We start from the raw sequence: 1,740 nt of genomic DNA, 5'->3' as shown, positions 1-1,740 counted from the left end.
AGGGTGAAAGCATGGCGATCAGTCTGGAACAGTTACAGTCACTGATCCAGGGTTTGCCTTGGCAGCGCATTGGTGGTGACGATGCTCTAAACCAGCTTGGTACATTCTGCTATTCTCCAAACGTTCTATTTCCTCTGCGTCATGACCTCAGGCATACTGCGGTCATTAAAATGCTGCCTGACTTAAGCCAACTGACCCATGAACAACTGCTGGAATTTACCAGACAGCTAGCGCTGCAGCATCAACAACTCGCAGAAGATAAACAACAATTAGATACCAAAGTTCAGCATCTTGAAGTATCAAATCAGCAATTGGATGCCAAAGTTCAACATCTTGAAGCATGCAACCAACATCTCTCTGTTCTCACTCAAAAATACGAGCATGAACTTGCGCTATTTAAACAGTATAAATTCGGTAGTAAAAATGAACATCTCACCGCAAAACAAATCCACCTATGGGACGAAGCGGTTGAAGAAGATATTGCTGCGGTTGACCTGGAACTGGAACGACTGAATGCAGATAAAATGAATACAGCTGCGCAGAAAAGCGAGTATGCACGACTCTAAAATCACCAAAGCGTTCGAATAAGTCTCGCCACGGGATACCTGAACGATAGCGCTTCAACAAATAGTCGGTTATCTTTGGCCGTTACTCCAACAGTACCCATTCGTCCAGGTAACAGATCTTTAACCTGTTCCCACTGATCATCTTTTAATGCATAGCGTTTAGTCATGAAAAAATTATGAGGACCGGTAATATTTTCTCAAGCTAATTGATGACACGCCCTAAGAATAAAAAAATATTTATAAAAATAGACGTCTTGCGTTAGTCAAAATTTAAAATTTAAACAGCCAAAAGCTACATATTATAAGGTTTTAGCCAATTCAAAAATTAGGTAAAACGATACTTTCGCAAGAGGTCTAATCTATATTTTTTAGATTTAGCTATACAGAATTTATCATTCTGTATAGCATAGACTTTATACTCTATTAGTATCTAGAGTATAGTAAGAGTCAGACTGCTTAGCTAAAAGTTCAATAAACTGCGGAATTGCACTTGCACTTTGAACCGTACCGGGTTTGTCGGAGACTTTTTTATTTAAGTTAGGCCACCTGACCTAACGGGTTAATCTTATCATAGTACATTGCTTCAAACTCAAAAGGCGACTTGTAACCCAATGCACTGTGTACACGCTCTTTATTGAACCAATCTACCCAGTTGAGTGTCGCAAGTTGTACATCCGCTAAACCTTGCCAATCTGCTTTTAAATATTCAATCACCTCTGTTTTGTATAAGCCATTCACTGTTTCAGCCAAAGCATTATCGTATGAATCACCAGTTGTACCGACTGACGCTCGTAAATTTGCTGCTTCTAGACGATTGGTATAGCGAATGGAAAGATATTGCACACCTCTATCGGAATGATGAATTACATTCTTTGGCATACCTCGATCATGCAAAGCTTGTTCTAATGCATCAAGCACCATATCTGTATTCATACGTGTTGATACTTTCCATCCAACAATTGCTCGTGAAAACACATCAATAATAAATGCGGTATAGACCCAACCTGACTTGGTTTGAATATACGTAAAGTCACTGACCCACAGCTGATCTGGATGATCAGCACTAAAATTACGTTTCACTAAATCATTCGCTCGTTTTTGATCATCTCGGCTACGGGTGGTTTGTTTGTTCTTACCTCGCCAAACACCTTGTATACCTAGCTTTTTCATTAAT

Annotated in this window: 1 protein-coding gene and 2 pseudogenes; 1 reads left to right on the top strand and 2 read right to left on the bottom strand. The window is 39.7% G+C overall.

The annotated features are described in order from the left end of the window. Window positions 1-164 precede the first annotated feature (164 nt). Window positions 165-551 (top strand): annotated as a pseudogene (locus tag ACNPNW_RS16305) (IS66 family transposase); the annotation flags it as partial. Here ACNPNW_RS16305 and ACNPNW_RS16300 read toward each other — a convergent pair. After that, window positions 547-733: pseudogene (locus ACNPNW_RS16300) on the bottom strand (transposase); the annotation flags it as partial. The pseudogenes ACNPNW_RS16305 and ACNPNW_RS16300 overlap by 5 nt on opposite strands. A 370-nt stretch (window positions 734-1,103) precedes the next feature. Then, a partial coding sequence (locus tag ACNPNW_RS16295; RefSeq protein ID WP_448767189.1) for an IS3 family transposase occupies window positions 1,104-1,740 on the bottom strand: 637 nt, incomplete at its 5' end.

It is taken from the genome of Acinetobacter endophylla, assembly GCF_053543775.1.
Note: the sequence above shows the minus strand (reverse complement) of the source record. Positions and strands in the feature narration are given on the sequence as shown.